Origin of the sequence: Natronospirillum sp. (assembly GCF_022565775.1) — a bacterium.
Taxonomy (GTDB): Bacteria; Pseudomonadota; Gammaproteobacteria; order Pseudomonadales; family Natronospirillaceae; genus Natronospirillum.
Genome location: NZ_JAIUMC010000074.1, coordinates 1 through 15,951 on the forward strand (window position 1 = coordinate 1; position 15,951 = coordinate 15,951).

The 15,951-nt window shown below is 58.6% G+C and carries 16 protein-coding genes; 11 read left to right on the forward strand and 5 right to left on the reverse strand.

Features of this window, described 5'->3' with window-relative positions; translation table 11 throughout:
• Positions 1-78 precede the first annotated feature (78 nt).
• Positions 79-1,791 (reverse strand): LysM peptidoglycan-binding domain-containing protein, encoded by a 1,713-nt coding sequence (locus tag LAT62_RS12410; RefSeq protein WP_293384260.1) that lies wholly within the window; start codon positions 1,789-1,791, stop codon positions 79-81.
• A 224-nt stretch (positions 1,792-2,015) separates the two neighbouring features.
• On the opposite strand from LAT62_RS12410, the gene LAT62_RS12415 reads away from it, so the two are divergent.
• The 3 genes from LAT62_RS12415 to dnaQ are packed head-to-tail and all read left to right on the forward strand — an operon-like array spanning position 2,016 to position 3,916.
• Positions 2,016-2,744 (forward strand): class I SAM-dependent methyltransferase, encoded by a 729-nt coding sequence (locus LAT62_RS12415; protein ID WP_293384263.1) that lies wholly within the window; start codon positions 2,016-2,018, stop codon positions 2,742-2,744.
• Positions 2,732-3,166: a ribonuclease HI gene (rnhA, locus tag LAT62_RS12420; protein WP_293384266.1), complete on the forward strand. Its 435-nt coding sequence runs from the start codon at positions 2,732-2,734 to the stop codon at positions 3,164-3,166. Before LAT62_RS12415 ends, rnhA begins: the two co-directional genes overlap by 13 nt.
• A 51-nt stretch (positions 3,167-3,217) precedes the next feature.
• A complete protein-coding gene (gene dnaQ, locus LAT62_RS12425) occupies positions 3,218-3,916 on the forward strand; it encodes a DNA polymerase III subunit epsilon (RefSeq protein WP_293384269.1) in 699 nt (232 codons plus the stop codon).
• Between the two features lie 14 nt (positions 3,917-3,930).
• Here dnaQ and lexA read toward each other — a convergent pair whose 3' ends face one another.
• Positions 3,931-4,572: a transcriptional repressor LexA gene (gene lexA, locus LAT62_RS12430; protein WP_293384272.1), complete on the reverse strand. Its 642-nt coding sequence runs from the start codon at positions 4,570-4,572 to the stop codon at positions 3,931-3,933.
• 126 nt (positions 4,573-4,698) lie between these two features.
• On the opposite strand from lexA, the gene LAT62_RS12435 reads away from it, so the two are divergent.
• Positions 4,699-5,562, forward strand: coding sequence for an alpha/beta fold hydrolase (locus LAT62_RS12435; RefSeq protein ID WP_293384275.1), 864 nt, complete (start codon positions 4,699-4,701; stop codon positions 5,560-5,562).
• Positions 5,563-5,601: 39 nt separating this feature from the next.
• Here LAT62_RS12435 and LAT62_RS12440 read toward each other — a convergent pair whose 3' ends face one another.
• A complete protein-coding gene (locus LAT62_RS12440; protein WP_293384278.1) occupies positions 5,602-6,675 on the reverse strand; it encodes a 3-deoxy-7-phosphoheptulonate synthase in 1,074 nt (357 codons plus the stop codon).
• 290 nt (positions 6,676-6,965) lie between these two features.
• Between LAT62_RS12440 and LAT62_RS12445 the strand changes: the two genes are divergently transcribed.
• Together LAT62_RS12445 and cysB are read left to right on the forward strand one after the other, a co-directional pair.
• Positions 6,966-7,400 (forward strand): hypothetical protein, encoded by a 435-nt coding sequence (locus LAT62_RS12445; RefSeq protein ID WP_293384281.1) that lies wholly within the window; start codon positions 6,966-6,968, stop codon positions 7,398-7,400.
• 119 nt (positions 7,401-7,519) lie between these two features.
• Positions 7,520-8,494, forward strand: coding sequence for an HTH-type transcriptional regulator CysB (gene cysB, locus LAT62_RS12450; RefSeq protein ID WP_293384284.1), 975 nt, complete (start codon positions 7,520-7,522; stop codon positions 8,492-8,494).
• Between the two features lie 22 nt (positions 8,495-8,516).
• On the opposite strand, the gene LAT62_RS12455 is transcribed toward cysB, so the two are convergent.
• Positions 8,517-9,236: a phosphoadenylyl-sulfate reductase gene (locus LAT62_RS12455; RefSeq protein ID WP_293384287.1), complete on the reverse strand. Its 720-nt coding sequence runs from the start codon at positions 9,234-9,236 to the stop codon at positions 8,517-8,519.
• 361 nt (positions 9,237-9,597) lie between these two features.
• On the opposite strand from LAT62_RS12455, the gene thrH reads away from it, so the two are divergent.
• The gene (gene thrH, locus LAT62_RS12460) at positions 9,598-10,209 is read left to right on the forward strand and encodes a bifunctional phosphoserine phosphatase/homoserine phosphotransferase ThrH (RefSeq protein WP_293384290.1); all 612 of its coding nucleotides are present in this window, start codon (positions 9,598-9,600) and stop codon (positions 10,207-10,209) included.
• Positions 10,210-10,339: 130 nt separating this feature from the next.
• On the opposite strand, the gene pabB is transcribed toward thrH, so the two are convergent.
• Positions 10,340-11,707: an aminodeoxychorismate synthase component I gene (gene pabB, locus LAT62_RS12465; protein ID WP_293384293.1), complete on the reverse strand. Its 1,368-nt coding sequence runs from the start codon at positions 11,705-11,707 to the stop codon at positions 10,340-10,342.
• 269 nt (positions 11,708-11,976) lie between these two features.
• On the opposite strand from pabB, the gene LAT62_RS12470 reads away from it, so the two are divergent.
• The 4 genes from LAT62_RS12470 to uvrC all read left to right on the forward strand — a co-directional run.
• A complete protein-coding gene (locus LAT62_RS12470) occupies positions 11,977-12,603 on the forward strand; it encodes a hypothetical protein (RefSeq protein ID WP_293384295.1) in 627 nt (208 codons plus the stop codon).
• Between the two features lie 77 nt (positions 12,604-12,680).
• Positions 12,681-14,063 (forward strand): PhoH family protein, encoded by a 1,383-nt coding sequence (locus LAT62_RS12475; RefSeq protein ID WP_293384299.1) that lies wholly within the window; start codon positions 12,681-12,683, stop codon positions 14,061-14,063.
• A 202-nt stretch (positions 14,064-14,265) separates the two neighbouring features.
• Positions 14,266-14,925, forward strand: coding sequence for a UvrY/SirA/GacA family response regulator transcription factor (gene uvrY / locus LAT62_RS12480; RefSeq protein WP_293384302.1), 660 nt, complete (start codon positions 14,266-14,268; stop codon positions 14,923-14,925).
• 6 nt (positions 14,926-14,931) lie between these two features.
• A partial coding sequence (gene uvrC, locus LAT62_RS12485; protein ID WP_293384305.1) for an excinuclease ABC subunit UvrC occupies positions 14,932-15,951 on the forward strand: 1,020 nt, incomplete at its 3' end.

Below are 15,951 nucleotides of genomic sequence, written 5' to 3' on the forward strand. Positions count from 1 at the left end.
GCGCAGCAGGGTGCGGTACCACTGCACGGGTTTCCCGTAGGAGACCAGCACCCTGGCCGATGGCGGCGTCAGCCGCCCTTAATTGAACGGCCCGTTGGTCACATCCACATAAAGGTCAATTCGCTGCCCCGGGTGTATATAGGGGCCGTTCAGGTCGCTGTTCCAGCGGCGGATATCGGTAACGGTGACATTGAACCGGTTGGCGATCGTCGACAGGTTGTCGCCATTGCGCACGGTATAGCCCACTCGGCGGATTTCCGAGCGGGCACTGGGCCGGCTTGAGGAGGCCTGGTCAGCTGTTGTCCATACCACCAGTGTCTCGCCGACAATGATCGGGTCGGTCGGCGCCTTGCCGTTCCAGCCCGCCAATTGGCGCATATTGACGCCATATTCGCGTGAAATATCCCAGAAAGAGTCGCCCGGGCGGACCACATGGTCGATACGCTGGCGATCGGAAGAAGGCGCCCGGTTTTGTGTCCGGCTCAGGCGATTGTCGGCACTCATGCTGTAGGCACCTGACTCTGCCGTTGCCGTGGGAATCAGCAAGTGATCGCCGGCCCTGATGATGTTGGAGCGCAAATCATTCACATCGCGCAATACATCCACCGTGGTCTGATGGCGGTTGGCGATTGTGATCAGCGAGTCACCGGACTGAATCCGGTAGCGCGCCCAGCCGACCCTCTCTTCGGCAGGCAGCGCGGCAAGTTCTGTACGGAAACGCTCTACGTGGCCAACCGGGATCAGCAGGTTCTGGGGACCATCAGGATGCGTGGCCCATTGGTTGTAACCCGGGTTGAGCAGGTACAGCTCTTCCAGGGTGATGTCCGCCAGCCGGGCGGCTTGTGCCAGGTCGATCTGGGAGCCCACCTCAACGACTTCGAAATAGTGTTCATTGGGCATCGAGGGCAGGGTGATACCATAGGCCTCAGGGTCGGCCACGATAGTCGCCAGTGCGATCAGCTTGGGCACATAGTTGCGCGTCTCGCGCGGCAGTGTGCCCAGGCTCCAGTAGTCGGTTGGCAGGCCTTGATTGGTGTTGTTGCGAATAGCGCGGCGCACATTACCACCACCGGCATTGTAGGCAGCCAGAGCCAATTCCCAGTCGCCGTCAAACTGCTGTGAGAGTTCGGACAGAAAGTCGATCGCCGCCTGCGTTGACGCCACGACATCCCGTCGGCCGTCATACCACCAGTCCTGGCTCAGACCATAGTGGCGGCCGGTGCCGGGGATGAACTGCCACATGCCTGAAGCGCGACCATGCGAATAGGCAAAGGGGTCATAAGCGCTTTCAACGACGGGCAGCAGCGCAAGCTCCAGCGGCATGTCATGCTCTACCAACTGCTCGTAAACGTGCGGCAGATAGCGGCGTGCACGCTGTGCCACGCGATCAAAGTAGCCTTGGTTGCGGCTGTACCAACGGATCTGGGCGTCCAGTCGGGCGTCATCGATATCGTGGTTGAGGGCAAAGCCGTCACGCAGGTCGTGCCAGATGTCGCGCTCGTAGCGCGTCACCTGCTCCGGCCATGCGAAGGGATTGGGGCTGTTGTATTCTTCCGGGTAGAGAGAGGCGATGTCTTCTACGATATGGTCTTCGGGATAGTCCGGAACCGGTGCCAGGGCCTGTGGCGCAGGGGGTGAAAAGGGTTCAAGGGGCATCAGCTCTGTGGTGGTTTGCTCCTCGCTGGCCTGTTCGGCGGCGCCGGAGTCGGAATGCGGCATAATGGCCTGACAACCGGCCAGGGAGAGCAGGGCGGTTAGTGATAGCGGCAGGGTGTACTGTCGATAATCCATAGTTCCTGGGCAATGTTCCTGGCTGCATTGTCGAACGACGTGTTATACCATACTGGACAATTAAATAAACATTTACGCAGCGCTTTACAGACGGCACCGGCAAGCTCTGCGCGAGCCAACAGTCACACCGGAACGGGATAATCAGGGTGTTGAAGCGGTGGATCAACAGTGTGCGGCGGTGGTGGCAGCCAAGGCGGCGGCCCGCAGGCATCAGGGAGGCGGAGTTGCATGCCTGGTTTCGCAGTGAACTGGGGCAGAGTCTCTATGCCGCCGAGCGCGCCGTGGTCGAGGAAGTGCTGGATGTAGGCTATCATCCGTTTATCGTGCAGCTTGATGTCGGTCTGCATCAGCCGTTGTTCGATCAGGACAGACTGAAATGCAAGTCGGCCTTGTTGATTTCGCGCCATGAGACGCGAGCACCGTGCCCGACTGCACAGGCTGAGCTTGAGCAACTGCCCTTGCAGCCGGAAAGTGTGGACACGCTGGTCATTCACCATGCACTGGAATATGCTGACCAGCCGCACCGTGTTTTGCGGGAAGCCGCGCGGGCGTTGCGTCCAGGCGGCCACTTGGTGGTGCTGGGCTTCAACCCACTGGGTTTCTGGGGGTGGGGTCGACTGGTTCGACTTGGCTGGCGAGATCGTCCTTGGGCCGGCCGGTTTTTGTCGGCAGCCAGGGTGGCAGACTGGTGCGCCTTGCTGGATTGTGACGTAGTGCGCCAGTCGTGGTTTTACCATTGGCCACCGTTGCGCCAGGCGCGCTGGAAGCGCAGGGGCAGAGTGGTCAACAGGCTGTTGCGGTTAGTTTTCCCAAGGCTGGGCGCTGTTTATGTGCTGGTGGTGCGCAAGAATCATATGGCAATGATTGGCACGCCGCGTTGGCAGCCATCGTTCTTTTTCCGTGGCAAGGCCATGACCAGAGAGGAGCAAGCGGTTAACCGATGGAAGTTGTAATCTACACCGATGGTGCCTGCAAAGGTAACCCTGGTCCGGGTGGCTGGGGTGCATTACTGGAATATGGCGAGCACCAAAAGGAAATCTGCGGCGGCGATCGTGAGACCACCAACAATCGTATGGAGTTGCAGGCGGCCATCGAGGCGCTGTCGATTCTGAACCGGGCCTGTCAGGTTACTCTGTATACCGATTCGACCTATGTGAAGAACGGTATCGAGCAGTGGATGGACGGCTGGAAGAAACGGGGCTGGAAAACGTCGGCCCGCAAACCGGTCAAGAACAAGGACCTGTGGGTTCGCCTCGACCAGGAGACCCGTCGGCATACGATCGAGTGGCGCTGGGTCAAAGGGCATGATGGCCACCCGGGCAATGAACGCGCTGACGAGCTTGCCAATCTGGGTGTCGAGCAGGCACTGGCCTGAAACACCGACTGACTGTGACCGCCTTCAAACACCGAATACAATGAGACGGCAATGAGACAGATCGTACTGGATACGGAGACTACGGGTATCGACCCGGCCCAGGGGCACCGCGTTATCGAAATCGGCGGGGTAGAACTGGTAGACCGCAAGCTGACCGGTCGCCATTTTCACGAATACATCAATCCTGAGCGCGACATACCGGAAGAGGCCATTGCCATTCACGGTATTACACCAGACTTTCTGCAGGATAAGCCCCGATTCGCCGAAATCGCTGACGCCTTTTTCAACTATATCGAAGGCGCCGAACTGGTGATTCACAATGCCCCGTTCGACATGGGCTTTCTGAACCATGAGTATCGCTTGCTGAAATCCAAGCGGGTGCCACTCGACCGGCACTGTTCGGTGCTGGATACGCTGCAGTTGGCGCGCCAGAAGCACCCCGGACAGAAGAACAACCTGGATATTCTGTGCAAGCGCTATGGCATCGACAACAGCCATCGGACGCTGCATGGTGCCTTGCTGGATGCGGAAATTCTGGCCGATGTCTATCTGCTGATGACAGGTGGCCAAACCAGCCTGTCGCTGGCGGACGAGGAAGCTTCTCGGGAAGCCCACAACGGCAGTGCGCAATCGGTGCAAGACCTCTCAGGCAAACAATTGGTGGTGCCCAAAGCCTCTGATGAAGAACTGGCGCGCCACCGTGACTTTGTCAGCCGTCTGGTCGGCAGTGGCGACGCACAGCCCTGGTAAGGGTGGTTTTCGACTCAGTGCAGCCCGCGTCGAATCACGCCCACATAGCGGCCCTCGATGGTAAAGTCGTCGGCCTCCGTGACACGAATATCCGAGAACTCTTCATTTTCAGCCACCAGGCGGATGCAGTCCTTGTCGCGGTAGTAGCGCTTGAGGGTCACATCATCATTGACTCTGGCGACAATAATGTCACCGTCACGCACTGACGCTGTGCGCGCAATAGCTACCAGATCATCGTCATAAATGCCGATGTCTTTCATGCTGGTCCCGTTGACGCGCAACATGAAGTCGGCGGGCGGATCGAAGAAATCAGGCTGCACCGGACAGTGGGCTTCAATATGCTCGCTGGCCAGCGTAGGGCTGCCGGCGGCAACGCGCCCGATAATGGGCAGGCCCGCGCTGGCCTCGGCAACAACCGGTACTTCAGAGGCGCCGGCTTGTGCCCCCTGGGGCAGCCGGATGCCGCGAGAGGCACCTGGTATCATCTCGATGGCGCCTTTTCGGGCCAATGCCTTCAAATGCTCTTCGGCGGCATTGGGTGATTTGAAGCCCAGTTCGCGAGCGATTTCGGCTCGTGTCGGTGGCATGTGGTTCTGCCCCATATACTGGCGAATGAAGTCCAGAACCTGCTGTTGCCGCGCCGTTAATTTTGTCATAATAACCGCCTGTGTTTATGTCCATATCTGGTTTAATATACAGTATATGGGTTCGCACCCCGGGGCGCAACTGTGCCGTGAGGTGCTCCGTAGCCCTTACCCCGACGCAAGAGGATTTCGTACTGCATGAAGAGCAGCTCAGAATTGTTCACCGTTACCCTGCTCAGTGCTGAAAGAAAGGATGACTGGATAGAAGACACCTATCTGCTGAAACCCAACAATTCCAGTGACAGCACCGTTGAGTTTGCGGTTACCCGCTTCAGTACACAGGAGCGCAAACAGAGCCAGCCGCTGCTGTGGTTGCCGGCGTTCCTGCACAGTCGTCTGGAGTGGCTGGATACCTGGCAGGAGGCTCTACTGCTGCTGCTGGCCCGGGGGTATGAGGTGTGGTTGCTGGAGTGGCGTGGTCATGGGGCCAGTCGTTTCAATATGAACTGGGCCCGCAATACGTTGCTCGAACTCAGCCAATGTGATTTGCCGGCGGCCTGTGATTTCGTTGCCGAGCAGTCGGGTCAGGTGCCTTTGGTAGTGGCCGAGAGCAGTGCCGCTCAGGTCTGGGTGGCCGCGCACGAGCGGGAGCCCGGCAGTCGCGACCCCTTGCCGCCCATGCAGGGCGCACTGCTGCTGTGGCCCTATTTCGGGCCCCTGTCGGTGGCGCGCTACGTCAAGGCCATGGGCTGGGAAGACCAGCACTTGGAAATGTCACGTCAGCAGGTGCGGCGCTTGAATCATCACGAGAGTCTAAATCGCATCCTGTTCGACGAACTGCTGTTCGGCCAGCCCCAGCGTCTGCGCAAATGGCGCGCGGGCACGCGGCCGGGGGCCTTCACACTGGTTGAAGTGCCGGCGCTCGAAAAGGCGGCTCACCGGTGGATGACATCTGTGGGTCAGGAGAAGGCTCAGGCCCGGTTTGTCGAGCTTCATGGGATGGATGCGGCGCTTCTTGAGCGCTGGATCAATGAGGTGTTGCAGCGACGCCAGCCCGAATGACCTTTTTCAACGGGTCATTGGGCTGGGTGTTGTGCCGGCTCAGGAGTCGGTGCGGCGGGGCAGAACATCTTTCAGCTTGTCGCGCATCTGACGCACCATCTGCTCGGTGGCGTCCCAACCGATGCAGCCATCGGTGACCGACATCCCGTAAGCCATTTCATCCCGGTTTTCAGACAATTTCTGGCTGCCATGCTCCAGGTTGCTCTCGACCATCAGGCCGATGATGGAGTCGTTGCCCTCGAGGATCTGGTTGGTCACGTTTTCTGCTACCAGCGGCTGCAAGGCCGGATCCTTGTTGGAGTTGGCGTGCGAGCAGTCGACCATGATGTTGGCTTGCAGCCCTGCCGATTGCAGAGCCTGTTCACAGAGGGCGACGCTGACCGAGTCGTAGTTCGGTTTGCCGTTGCCACCGCGCAGAACCACATGCCCATAAGGGTTGCCACGGGTCTGGGTGATGGCGACCTGACCGTTGGCATCAATACCCAGAAAACGGTGCGGGTGGCTGACTGATTTGAGCGCGTTGATGGCCACATCCAGGCTGCCATCGGTACCATTCTTGAAGCCAACCGCACTGGACAGGCCGCTGGCCATTTCCCGGTGTGTCTGTGATTCTGTGGTGCGGGCGCCAATGGCCGACCAGCTGATCAGATCCTGCAGGTACTGGGGCGTGATGGGATCCAATGCTTCCGTTGATGCAGGAATCCCGAGCTCTGCAATGTCGAGCAGCAACTGCCGGCCAATGTGCAGGCCGTCCTGAATCTTGAACGAGTCGTTCAGATAAGGGTCATTGATCAGGCCTTTCCAGCCTACTGTGGTTCGTGGCTTTTCAAAATAGACGCGCATGACCAGCAGCAGGGTGTCACTGACTTCATCAGCCAGCGCACGAAACCGCCGGGCATAGTCTTTGGCGGCGTCGACGTCATGGATGGAGCAGGGGCCCATCACCAGAAAAATCCGGTGATCCTTGCGGGTCAGGATATCCTGAACTTCCCGCCGTCCGCGTTCGACGGTGTCCGCGGCTTTCGGGGTCAGCGGAATGTCATTCTTCAGGTCGGCCGGAGTGGCCAGAATTTCCTGAAATTCGATATTGAGGTTGTCCATTACTGCGGTCATAGTGAAATTGCTACTCGAATGCACTGGGCGTTGTGAACAGTAGGCTCGCACTTGGGCAAACCGGATGAAGGTGAACTATGATAACTGAACGGGCGTTTTCTGAATAGAGCATGAAGTCAAGACCTGGTCACGAGTCTCGCCCGATTCAATCCGTAAATCGTTCGTTACAAGTTGACGTTTGTCTCCCGGGCGCTTCTGGGCCAGACAAAGAGCTGATGAATATTTGACGCTGACAGTGTCATTTTTTATCGGTATGCTACGGATGCTTGAAACAGGCTGGTGGGGACAGTATGAATCGCAGATACAGGGAATGGCTGGTTGTCGGGTTGGCCGCGCTGGGCGTGATGGCATTCTCCGTCGGGCTGACCTGGGTGGTGACCAACATCGCACCGGACGACCCGCAGGATACCCGCAGTCTCGTGGAGCGGTTGACCAATGCGCCGCGAGAGGAGCATGTGCCTTCTGAAATTCCCATGCAGGCTGCTTATGCGGCTTGTCGCAGCCATATCGAGCGGGAAGTGGGTTCTGATCTGCGCAACATGAGTTTTGACAACCGGTCATCGCGCCACAATGCGCAGGAGCGCCACTACCAGATCTTTGTCAACGTCTACATGCAGGGCAGCAGCGACAGTGTCTATTCGCGCTGCAATGTATCTTCTGTCACCGCAGAAATCGAGGAGTTCAGGCTGCGTGCGGATGAAGGCTTCCTGTTCCGCCTGTTTTGACGGATATTGGAACTGCTTGTCATAAGGTATGAATGAATGGCATAGTTGCATTGATTCTTATAACAAGCAGTGAACACGCAGGGGCCTATTGCAGGTTGACTGCCATCAGGGAGTCCGTCATGAAGCTGCAGCAACTCCGCTATATCTGGGAAGTCGCCCACCACGATCTCAATGTGTCTGCCACCGCTCAGGTACTGTTTACCTCCCAACCCGGCATCTCAAAGCAGATTCGACTGCTGGAAGATGAGCTGGGCGTAGAGATCTTTGCCCGTAGTGGCAAGCATCTGACGCGCGTGACGCCGGCCGGTGAGGCCATCCTTAAGGTGGCTGGCGAGGTGCTGAAGAAAGTCGAAAGTATCAAGCAGGTCGCACAGGAATTCAGTGACGAGAACAAGGGCAGCCTGTCCATTGCGACAACGCATACCCAGGCCCGTTATGCGCTGCCGAACGTGATCGAGAGTTTCATCGAACGTTACCCGGATGTGTCCCTGCATATGCACCAGGGCACTCCGATGCAAATTGCCGAAATGGCCGCCAACGGCACCGCAGATTTTGCCATCGCCACAGAGGCAATGGAGCACTTCCATGATCTGGTGATGCTGCCGTGCTACCGCTGGAACCGCAGTATCATCGTGCCCCGAGACCATGAGCTGGCGCAGAAAACCAGCCTGACGCTGGAGGATATCGGATCCCATCCGCTGGTCACCTACGTATTCGGTTTTACCGGCCGCTCAAAGTTGGACGAAGCCTTCCAGACCCACAACATTCAACCCCGTACCGTCTTTACCGCTGCCGATGCTGACGTCATCAAGACCTATGTTAGGTTGGGTCTGGGGGTTGGTATCGTGGCCAGCATGGCCTACGACCCGGAACAGGACGAAGACCTGGTGGCGCTGGATGCCAGTCACCTGTTCGAGGCCAGTGTGACCAAGGTCGGTCTGCGCAAGGGTGTGTTCCTGCGCGGTTACATGTATCGGTTTATCGAGGCATTTGCACCCCATCTGACCCGGGATCTGGTCGATCAGGCACTGCAGTGTCACAACAAGGCCGAGGTGGAGGCCCTGTTCAGACAGGTAGCACTGCCTACGTTCTGATGCCAGAGAGGCGATTTGGGACCTACTGATCGCCGCTGTGCAGCCCACACTCCTTCAGTGTTTCGGCTTCCCACCACCAGCGTCCCTCACGCTCGTGCTGGTTGGGCAGCACAGGGCGGGTGCAGGGTTCGCAGCCGATACTGATGAACCCGCGCCCATGCAGCGGGTTGAAGGGCACATCAAACATGCGGATGTATTCCCACACCTGCTGTGACGTCCAGTTGGCCAGCGGGTTGAACTTCACCAGTGGCCGGTCGGCAGAACCGAATGCCGGGTCGGCTTCCACCACCCTCACGTCAGAGCGGGTACTCGGGCTCTGATCACGACGCTGACCGGTAATCCAGGCATCAGCGCTGGCCAGCCGGCGCTTCAGGCTGTCGACCTTGCGGATGCCGCAACATTCCTTGTGGCCGTCCTCATAAAAACTGAACAGCCCCTTCTCGCGCACCAGCGCTTCCAGTTTTGCCTGGTCCGGCGTCAGGATTTCCAGATCCAGATCATAGTGGCGACGAACCCGATCGATGAATTGATAGGTCTCTGCGTGCAGCCGACCGGTATCCAGGGTGAAGACCTTCACCCGATCAGAGACCTTTTTCGCCAGATCGATCAGTACCACGTCCTCAGCGCCACTGAACGAAATGACGATGTTGTCGAACTGCTGATGGGCAAAGCGGAGAATATCTTTCGGCGATTGGCTGCTCAGGTGCTGCTGCCAGTCTTGAAGGGTTGTTTCGGTAGTCATGATGCCTGCGCGATCTGGTCGATTGAGGGCAGAACCATAGCAGAGGCGTCGGCGGTGGCAAAATAGTGAGTCTGCATAAGGATATAAGTAGTCGACAGCGCGAATTAGTCGACAGATTGAATTAGTCGACAGATGACGGTCGACAGTCGACAGTTTTTGCTGGGGCGACGAGCGTTCCGTGGTTCAGTTATGCTGGATGCTGTTCTCACCCCTGCTGACGCGGATCCTTTGGGTGGCACTGCACCGCTTTTCACTGTGAACTGTCGACTGTCTACTGTGTACTGCTACTTGCTTTCGACTTTCAACTTCCGACTCATTACTATACCTCCTCCCAAAAACCGAGCTACCGAGGAGTATTGCCGTGGAAATCGCCTGTCTTGACCTGGAAGGGGTGCTGGTCCCGGAAATCTGGATTGAGTTTGCCAACAAGACCGGTATCGAGGCGCTCAAGGCGACCACCCGGGATATCCCTGATTACGATGAACTGATGCAGCAGCGCCTGCGTCTGCTCGATGAGCATGGTCTGACCCTGCCGCAGATTCAGGAGGTGATTGCCACCCTGCGGCCACTGGACGGTGCAGTGGAGTTTGTGGACTGGCTGCGTGAGCGCTTCCAGGTGGTGATTCTGTCCGATACCTTTTACGAGTTTTCGCAGCCGCTGATGCGCCAACTGGGCTTTCCGACCCTGTTCTGCCATCGATTGGAGGCGGATGCCGATGGACGGATCGTGAACTACCATCTGCGCCAGAAAGACCCCAAGCGCCAGTCTGTGCGCGCCTTCCATAGCCTGAACTATCGCTGTATCGCTGCCGGTGACTCCTACAATGACACTACCATGCTGAGCGAGGCCGACGCCGGTATCCTGTTCAAGGCACCGGACAACGTGATCGCCGAGTTCCCGCAGTTCCCTGCGGTGCATTCGTATGAAGATCTGAAAGCGGAGTTCCGCAAGGCCAGTGTGCGGTCACTGTAGGCGCCGGCCTTGGCCGCGCTCTTGCGCATCCATGCGCCCGCGACATTAGTGCATCCATGCACGTCAGCGCAGCTAAAGCAGCGCCCACAGGGTTGGGTGCCTCCGCTGCAGGCGACGGACCGCCAGCGGGTTATGGCAACTTCAACCCCAGGGCCTCGACCAGCCGCCCGATCTTGTCATGCGTTTCCTGATACTCGGCGGCCGGGTCTGAATCCCAGACAATGCCGCCGCCGCTCCAGATGCTCAACTCACCCCCCGACAGGGCCGCAGTGCGGATCAGGATATTGCTGTCGAGGCGCCCGGTAACATCCTGGTAGAACAGCGAGCCGCAGTAGGGGCCGCGAGTGTGTGGCTCCAGCTCCGTAATGATTTCCATGGCACGCTTTTTCGGCGCGCCGGTAATCGACCCCCCGGGAAAGGCCTGCAACAAGGCCTGCAACGGAGGTGTCTCGGCGGGCAGGCGTGCCGTTATGGTGCTGACCAACTGGTGAACATTGGCAAAGCTCTCGATGTCGAACAGGCGTGGCACGCGCACCGAGCCGGTGACTGCCGTGCGCCCGAGATCATTGCGCAGCAGGTCCACAATCATCAGGTTTTCGGCGCGGTCTTTCAGACTGCTGAACAAGTCGTCGCGTAGTCTCCCGTCTGCTTCCGCCGTCTTGCCGCGCGGCCGCGTGCCCTTGATCGGCTTGGTTTCCAGAGTGCCGTCTTTCACCTGCAGGAAGCGCTCCGGTGAAAGACTCAGAACCTGTGCCTCGCCCAAGTCCAGGTAGCCGGCAAAGGGCATTGGGGTGGCGCTGCGAAGATGGGTAAAAGTGGCCACCGGATCAAGCGACCAAGGGGTGGTAAAGCGCCGCGTCAGATTGACCTGATAGATGTCTCCAGCTTGCAGGTAGTTGCGAATGCGCGCCATGCGTTCAAGGTACGCCGTGCGGTCGAGGCTGGTGTCGAGACGTGTGTGGCCTTCCTCAAGGGGCGGGATATGAGCCGCAGCAGGCTGCCAGTCATCGCTTTGCCCCAGCCGGTGCACGGTACCGAAGGCATGATCAATCACGATCGCCCGGTCATAGTCGCCCACCCAGCCCCAGTGCAGGCTGGCGGGCAGACCGCTGGTGGTGGTATCGCGACTGACCTGTTGTGCTGCAGAGCCCAGTTCATAGGGCAGCAGACCGATCAGCCCGCCGTTGAAGCCGCCGTTGTCTTGCGTGGGTGGTGTGACGGCACTCTGCAATTCGGCCAGGCGCCCGAGAACCGGGCCGTGAAGGCGCTCCGCGAGCTGGTAGATGGGCTTGCCGTCTGCGTCTTGCTGGCGCTGCCAGACCGCCAGCGTGTTCGCATCCTCGGCCTGCCAGTAGCGTTTTGGCTCGGCCGCCAGTATGGCGTAACGCCCGAACGGGGCACCCGGCTGACCACTGTCCAGCAGTACCGGAAAGGCCCGCTCTCGCAGGCCGTTCAGCCACGCCAGCGGGTCGAGAGATTTGTCAGCGGCAAGCGTCATGGCGTGGGTCTGATCCGGTCGGTACAGTCTGCGCAGAGCTTATCGGTTTTTCTTTCCGAATCAATGAGTTATTTCGACAACCAGTGATCCGTTAACGGCAACCGAACTGTACATAAGATGAACGGAAACGTAAACGCGCTTAGAAATTGATTGACAGATCAGTGCTTTAGCGCTGTGATGAACGCAGTGGAGACGCTGGGGCGCTGTGCTTGACAGGCCCGCCTTCAGCTTTCTTCAAGTCTGTTGGTGGTCCCCTTGAGGAGGTTCTTATGCCTGATCAAGCACACCCTGGAGTGTTCTGGCGGATTGTCGACGAAAGCGGGGCTGGCCCCGACTCGGTAACCCTGGTCTTTGAGACCGCAGAGGAAGAGCGCAAGGCTCTGCAGCTGGAAACCGATATCGTTACCGCAGAATTCCTTTCCTACGTTGGCAAAGATCATGTCGATGTCGCCTGGACTCAGGATGACTTCGAGTTGCTGCAGGTGCTGCTGCGCAAACAGTTTCCGGAACGTTTTGACGAAGACCGGATGGGCTTCCATCTGGACCTCACAGACGAGTCCGTGCTGGATACTATTGCCGTGTTGGCGGCCGCCCGCTTCAGTGACCCGCAACGGGCCGATGACTGGCTGCTGTCCCATGGCTGGACCACAGTTCAGCGGTCTTATGAGGTGGGCGATATGGTTGCCCTGTCCACCGATATGGGCTTCTGTCTCGGTGTGCTTGTCGCCCTTGACGCTGTTGAAGCTGAAGTGGTTCTGCTTGAATGTGTCGAGGTTGACCAGGACACGCCCCATCAGAGCGTGCGCCTGCATGAGCTGGTTCGGGTCGACAAGGCCGACCTGTTGCCGGATACCTTCGGCAGCGTGCTGACCTCGGAAGAAGACACCGTACACTGATATCCCCCATCGGCGGAAGGGCTGTCCGACCGCCGTTGTCTACTGCTGTTGCGGGCCATGCGCCCTAAGGACCATGCATGAGCGACATCAAGATCTATGCCCTCGATACCAATGTTCTGATCCATGACCCGAACGCCCTGTTCAACTTCGAGGAGCATGAAGTTCTTATTCCAATGGTGGTGCTGGAAGAGCTGGACAAGCTGAAAGTCGGAGCCACACCACTGGCGGCTGATTGCCGCCAGGCGGTGCGCACCATTGACCGTATTATCGGGGATGCCTCTTCACAGGATGTGGTGCGTGGTGTGCCGATACCGCGCGATAACGACACAACAGAAGGTCGGCTGGCCATTCTGATGTCGCATGCGGAAGAGCGGGACGTTACCGAGTTGCCGTCGCACCTGAATGACAACAAGATCATCAATGAACTGCTGAAACTGCAGGGCAAGTACCCAACGCGCAAGGTTGTGCTGGTGACCAAAGACATCAATATGCGGCTTAAAGCCCGCGGGTGCGGACTGGATGCCGAGGATTACCACAACGACCAGTTGGTCAGTGACATCGACCGCCTCAATACCGGCTACATTCGCGTCGAAGGCGATCTGTGGGACCAGCTCAATGAATTTGGTCCTCTCAATGTGGACGGCCAAAAGCAGCAACGCATTCCCCGTCAGTATCTGGATAGTCTGATCGGCCCCGAATATTTCCCCTGCCAGTACCTGATAGACGAACGTGATTTTGTTGGTCGGATCATCGAAAAGACCGACGACGAGGTGGTGCTGGAGCTGCTCAATGAGGGCATGCTGTTGCGCCAGAAAGCCTGGGGTCTGACCCCCAGAGATATTTATCAGGGTATGGCCATGCGCCTGCTGCTGGACCCGGAGGTGGACCTGGTGGCGCTGAATGGCCCGGCGGGCTCGGGCAAGACCATACTGGCGCTGGCTTGCGCGCTTGAGCAGACCATCGAGAGCAAACTGTTCAAGCGTATCGTGGCCACGCGCAGCACGCGCGGCCTGGATGAGGATATCGGCTTTCTGCCGGGCACCGAGACCGACAAGATGGCCCCCTGGCTGGGTGCCTTTACCGACAATCTGGAAGCATTGCACGCCGAAGATTATGACCCGATGAGCAGCGAGCATTATGTCGGCGCCAATATGCCGCTGCATTTCAAGTCGATGAATTTTGTGCGCGGGCGCAGTTTTCAGCACACTCTGTTGATAGTTGACGAGGCCCAGAATCTGACGCCGCACCAGATCAAGACCATCATTACGCGGGCCGGGGAGGGCACCAAGGTGGTTTGCCTGGGTAACCTGGCGCAGATTGATACCCCCTACTTGGGTGCGACCAGTTCAGGCCTGACCTATATGACTGAGCGCTTCAAGAGCTTCCCCTACGGTGGCAGCCTGACGCTCAAGGGTGTGGCCCGGAGTCGCCTGGCCGCCTACGCGGAACAGTATCTGTAGGCCGCTGGCCTGAAGGGGCCTGCGGCCCTGAGCGCGGCCAAGGCACGCGCCTACAATTGAGGTACTGTATCCTGTAGGCGCTGGCTTGCCTGCGCATGGCGGCGCAGCCGCCCAAACGTTTATCGACGCTCGTATCAGACTGCGCTAGACTGACGAACATTCGTTCTAACCTGATGGCAAGGTTTACAGGGGAACACTCGGTATGATCACTGTGGTACTGGTAGATGATCACGATCTGGTGCGCATGGGTATCCGTCGCCTGCTGGAAGACGTGGACGGTCTCAGTATTGTCGGTGAAGCCAAAAGTGGTGAGGATGCGCTGACATTGTGCCGGGAGCTCAAGCCCCGTGTGGTCCTGATGGACGTCAAGATGCCCGGCATCGGCGGACTTGAAGCCACCCGAAGAATGCATGCCTCCTTCCCTGAAACCCGCGTGATTGCCCTGACTGCCTGCGGCGAGGATCCTTTCCCTGCGCGGCTGCTCAAGGCCGGCGCTGCCGGTTATCTGACCAAAGGGGCGGAAATTGACGAGATGGTATCTGCGATCAAGGCAGTGGCTCGCGGCGAGCGCTTCCTGAGCACGTCAATCGCACAACGCCTGGCGCTGCAGTCCTACAGCGGTGAAGACAACAGCAACCCGCTGGATTCGCTGTCGGCGCGCGAAATGCAGATCACCATGATGATCGTCAACTGTCATCGCGTGCAGGCCATCTCCGACAAGCTTTGCCTCAGTCCGAAGACGGTGAACACCTACCGCTACCGCATCTTCGAAAAGCTCGGTGTGTCCAGTGATGTAGAACTCACTCATCTGGCGCTGCGCCACGGTTTGATCGAATCTGATGATGCGGAGCGCACCTCCTGATCGTCCATGACCGAATCTGCTGATACCGTCTTTGACCACAAGAGCTTTCTGCGTACCCTGACCTCGAAACCGGGCGTGTATCGCATGTACGACGCCGAGGATGCGTTGCTGTATGTGGGCAAGGCCAAGAATCTCAAAAACCGGGTGTCTAGCTACTTTCGTGCCCGCGGCCTGACCAACAAGACGATGGCGCTGGTGGGGCACATTGCCCGTATCGAAGTCACGGTCACGCACAGCGAGACCGAGGCGCTGTTGCTCGAACAGACGCTGATCAAGCGCGATCGCCCGCCGTACAATGTAATGCTGGTGGATGACAAGGGTTATCCGTTTATTCTGATCTCTTCCGGAGACGAATACCCCGGGCTCTATTTCCATCGAGGCAGCAAGCGGCGCAAAGGCGACTACTACGGGCCCTTTCCCAGTTCCGGCGCGGTGCGCGAAAGTCTGGCCACGCTGCAGAAAGCCTTCCGTATCCGCCAGTGCGAGAACAGTGTGTTCGAGGGCCGCTCCAGACCCTGCCTCCAGTACCAGATCAGGCGCTGCAAGGCGCCCTGTGTCGGCTATGTCAGCGCGGAGGAATACGCAGAAGACCTGCGCAAGACACGGCTGTTTCTTGATGGCCGCAACCAGGATCTGCTGCGCGATATCGAGCGGCAGATGGATGAAGCTGCCGAGCGCATGGACTATGAACGAGCGGCAGAATACCGCGACCAGGTCCTGCTGCTGCGCAAGATTCAGGAGCAGCAGCATGTAGCGGGCAAGCAGGGCAATGTCGACGTGGTGGCGGCGGTTTTCGAAGGGCATGGTTGCTGCATACACCTGCTGATGGTGCGCAATGGTCGTCTGGTCGGCAGCCGCACGCATCACCCCAGGCCCGGGCTCAGCTCGACTGCTGCTGAACTGGTTGAGGCCTATATTGGCCAGCACTATCTGGCCACCTCCGGACATGAAATCCCGGCCGAGATAGTCACTGCCCCAGCGCTGCCGGCAGCGCCCAGCCGGCCTCGACCAGCCAGACAAAGGGCA